Raw genomic sequence first — 3,358 nt, forward strand, 5'->3', positions numbered from 1 at the left:
GTCGCGCCAGGCGTCGAGCAGCGCGCGCTGTTCGGCGAGGCGCGGGTCGCCGACGGGCGCGCTCGCGACCAGCACGCGGCGATGATGGCGCATCGCGTCCAGCGTGACGGAGGCGGCGGGGGCGAGGATCGGCATCCCCGCTCAACGCCCGCCGCCGCGCGTCAGTTCAGCCCGGCGCGCCGGATCAGGTCGGTCGTGGACGGGTCGAAATCGCCGCCGCCCTTCGCCGCCGCCTTGGCCATCTCCTTGCCCAGCTCGACGCCGAACTGGTCGAACGAGTTGATGCCGAGCAGCGTCCCGTTCACGAACACGCGGTGCTCGTAAAAGGCGATCAGCGCGCCCAGCGCGCGCGGGGTCAGCGCGTCGAGCAGGACGGTGGAGGACGGCCGGTTGCCTTCATAGGACCGCGCCGGATCGTCCGCCTGCTTGCCCTTCATCAGCGCCGCGCCTTGCGCGAAGGCGTTGAGCAGCAGCTGACGGTGGTGATCGGGCGCCAGCGTGTCGCCCGCCTCGATACAGGCGATGAACTCGACCGGCACCAGATGCGTGCCCTGGTGCAGCAGCTGGAACACCGCGTGCTGCGCGTCCGTGCCGACGCCGCCCCAGGCGATCGCCGCGGTCGGCCGCCCGACCGGCTGGCCGTCGACCGTCACGCCCTTGCCGTTGCTCTCCATCTCCAGCTGCTGGAGATAGGGCGGCAGCAGCCGCAGCCGCACGTCATAGGCGAAGGGCGCGCGCGTCTCCGCGTGGCGCACCTGCGTGTAATAGAGGTCGGCGAAGGCGGCGAGCGCGGGCGCGTTGCGCTCCAGCGGCGCCTCGCGGAAGTGCCGGTCCATCTCCGCCGCTCCCGCGAGCAGCTCGGCGAACCGCTCCCAGCCGAGCGCGATCGCGGCGGGGAAGCCGATCGACGACCATAGCGAATAGCGCCCGCCCACGCCTTCCGCGAACGGCAGCACGCGCGTGTCGTCGACCCCCCATTCCACCGCCTTGTCGGGCGCGGCGGTGAGCGCGATGACGCGGCCATAGGGGTCCGCCACGCCATGCTCCTCCATCCACGACAGGACGGAGGCGGCGTTGGTCATCGTCTCGGTGGTGGTGAAGGTCTTGGAGGCGACCAGCAGCAGCGTCGCCGCCGGATCGAAGCGCGCGAACGCATCCTCCAGCGCGACGCCGTCGATGTTGGAGACGATCGCCACGTCATAGCGCTTGTCGGCGCGCCCCAGCGCGTCGACCAGCAGGTCGGGCCCGAGCGCGGAGCCGCCGATGCCGACATGCAGGATGTGGCGCACGGGCCCCAGCGCGTCCGCCTCGATCGCGTCGATCAACGCGCGCATCCGCTCGTGGAACCGCCGGGCGGTATCGACATCGGCGGCGTCGCCTTCGCCGCGCTCATGCGTGTGGGTGACGGGCCGGTCCTCCGTCACGTTGACATGCTCGCCCGCGAACAGCGCGTCGCGGCGCTTGGCCAGCCCCTGCGCCTCGGCGAGCCGGGCAAAGGCGGCGACCGCGTCGGCGGTGAGGTGCGTCTTGGACCAGTCGAAATGCAGCCCGGCGAGGTCGAGGCTGAAGCGGGACAGCCGCTCGGGGTCCCCGTCGAACAGGTCGACGAGCTTGGGGAAGGGCAGGGCTTCGATCGCGGACCAGTCGGACATGGGGGGCCTTTCGGTTCGGTGCAGGAGGTGCTCTAGGCGCGGCGACCTGGGTGGGCCAGTGAAATGGGTTCAGAGGAGGCGCGGAGGCGCGGAGAAGAATGTTACGCGCGAAGGCGCGACCTCGCGCGAAGCGCAACTCGTCATCCGGCGAGCGGCCACTGGCGGCTGACTACCCTTCTCCGCGGCGCCTCCGCGCCTCCTCTGAACCACCTTCCTCGCGCCCTGACGCCGTTGCGCGAACCCCCTTGCCCTCCCGCGGCCAAGCCGCCAACGCGCGTGCCATGGCGAAGCGGGTCCGGTCGGAATGGGAGGGGAACCTGCGCTTCGTCCTGCTGCTCGCGCTGGCGACGCTGATCCTGCGCTCGTTCGTGGCGGCGATCTTCTTCATCCCGTCCGAATCGATGCTGCCCCGGCTGATGATCGGCGACTATCTGCTGGTCGAGAAATGGCCATATGGCTGGTCACGCTGGTCGCTGCCCTGGGGCTGGCCGGCGGTCCCCGGCAAGCTCGCGGCGCGGGTCCCCGCGCGCGGCGACGTGGTGGTGTTTCGCTCGCCCGAACCGCATGGCCATGACGTTATCAAGCGCGTGATCGGCCTGCCGGGCGACACGATCCGGATGCGGGCGGGTCAGCTGGTCCTGAACGGCGTCGCGGTGCCCAAGCTGCGCGTCGGCGACCTTAGCATCCCGCGCTCGCCCAATTTCCCCTGCGCCGCCGAGGGGGACGGGCGCTGCCGCTTCCCACGCTATCGCGAGACACTGCCGGGCGGACGCGGCTATGACGTGCTCGATCTCGGCCGCACCGCCGCCGACGACACCGTTCTGTTCCAGGTGCCCGCCGGGCACGTCTTCCTGATGGGCGACAACCGCGACAATTCCGAAGACAGCCGCTTTTCGCCGGGTGTCGGCGGCATGGGCTATGTGCCGCTCGACCGGATCGAGGGGCGCGCGGCGGTGACGCTGTTCGCGACGGACGGCTCGGCCGCGTGGCTCAAGCCGTGGACCTGGGTCAGCGCGGCGCGGCCGGGGCGGATCGGAGAGGGGTTTTGAGCGAGGACGCGCCCGCCTGGCTGCGGCGGCTGTTCGCGGGCGTGGCGCTCGACCCGGCGCTCGCCACCCGCGCGCTGACCCATGCCAGCGTCGGCGAGGCGAACTACGAACGGCTGGAGTTCCTGGGCGATCGCGTGCTGGGGCTGGCGATGGCGGAATGGCTGTACGAGCTGTTCCCCGACGAGCCGGAGGGCATCCTCAGCCGGCGGATCAACTCGCTCGTATCCGGCGCCACCTGCGCCGCCGTCGGCCGCGCGATCGGGCTGTCGCCGCACATCCGCCTCGCCAAGGGCGCGCACGGGAGCCTCGCCGACAGCGACCACGTGCTGGGCGACATCATCGAATCGCTGCTGGGGGCGGTGTACCTGACAGGGGGCTTCGAACCGGCGCGCGCCTGGGTGCGGCGGCACTGGGCCGAGCGCGTGCGCGGCGAGGACAGCGTGCGCCAGCATCCCAAGGCCGCGCTGCAGGACTGGGCGCTCGCGCGCAACCTGGGGTTGCCCGTCTATGCGGAGGTGAGCGAGAGCGGGCCGGACCATTTGCCCGAGCATACGGTGGCGGTGCGCGTCGGGGTGGACACCGCCAGCGCCACCGCGTCCACCAAGCGCGAGGCGGAGACCGGCGCCGCCCGCGCGCTGCTCGCGACGCTGGAGGCGC

At 71.8% G+C, this 3,358-nt stretch carries 3 protein-coding genes; 2 read left to right on the top strand and 1 reads right to left on the bottom strand.

Annotated features, from left to right (window positions below):
* Nucleotides 1-161: 161 nt before the first annotated feature.
* Nucleotides 162-1,652 (bottom strand): glucose-6-phosphate isomerase, encoded by a 1,491-nt coding sequence (pgi, locus tag HUU95_RS11610; protein WP_174280254.1) that lies wholly within the window; start codon nt 1,650-1,652, stop codon nt 162-164.
* 281 nt (nt 1,653-1,933) lie between these two features.
* Between pgi and lepB the strand changes: the two genes are divergently transcribed.
* Nucleotides 1,934-2,701: a signal peptidase I gene (lepB, locus tag HUU95_RS11615; RefSeq protein WP_174280255.1), complete on the top strand. Its 768-nt coding sequence runs from the start codon at nt 1,934-1,936 to the stop codon at nt 2,699-2,701.
* Nucleotides 2,698-3,358 (top strand): ribonuclease III (gene rnc / locus HUU95_RS11620; RefSeq protein ID WP_254602763.1); only part of this gene is annotated, 661 nt, incomplete at its 3' end. The genes lepB and rnc, both read left to right, overlap by 4 nt.

It is taken from the genome of Sphingomonas bacterium, from assembly GCF_903643065.1.
In the GTDB taxonomy this organism is placed as follows: domain Bacteria; phylum Pseudomonadota; class Alphaproteobacteria; order Sphingomonadales; family Sphingomonadaceae; genus Sphingomonas.

What these genes read in the sequence shown, in the direction of transcription:
- pgi (WP_174280254.1), bottom strand. Translation starts at nt 1,652, where the DNA reads ATGTCCGACTGGTCCGCGATCGAAGCCCTGCCCTTCCCCAAGCTCGTC.
- lepB (WP_174280255.1), top strand. Translation starts at nt 1,934, where the DNA reads ATGGCGAAGCGGGTCCGGTCGGAATGGGAGGGGAACCTGCGCTTCGTC.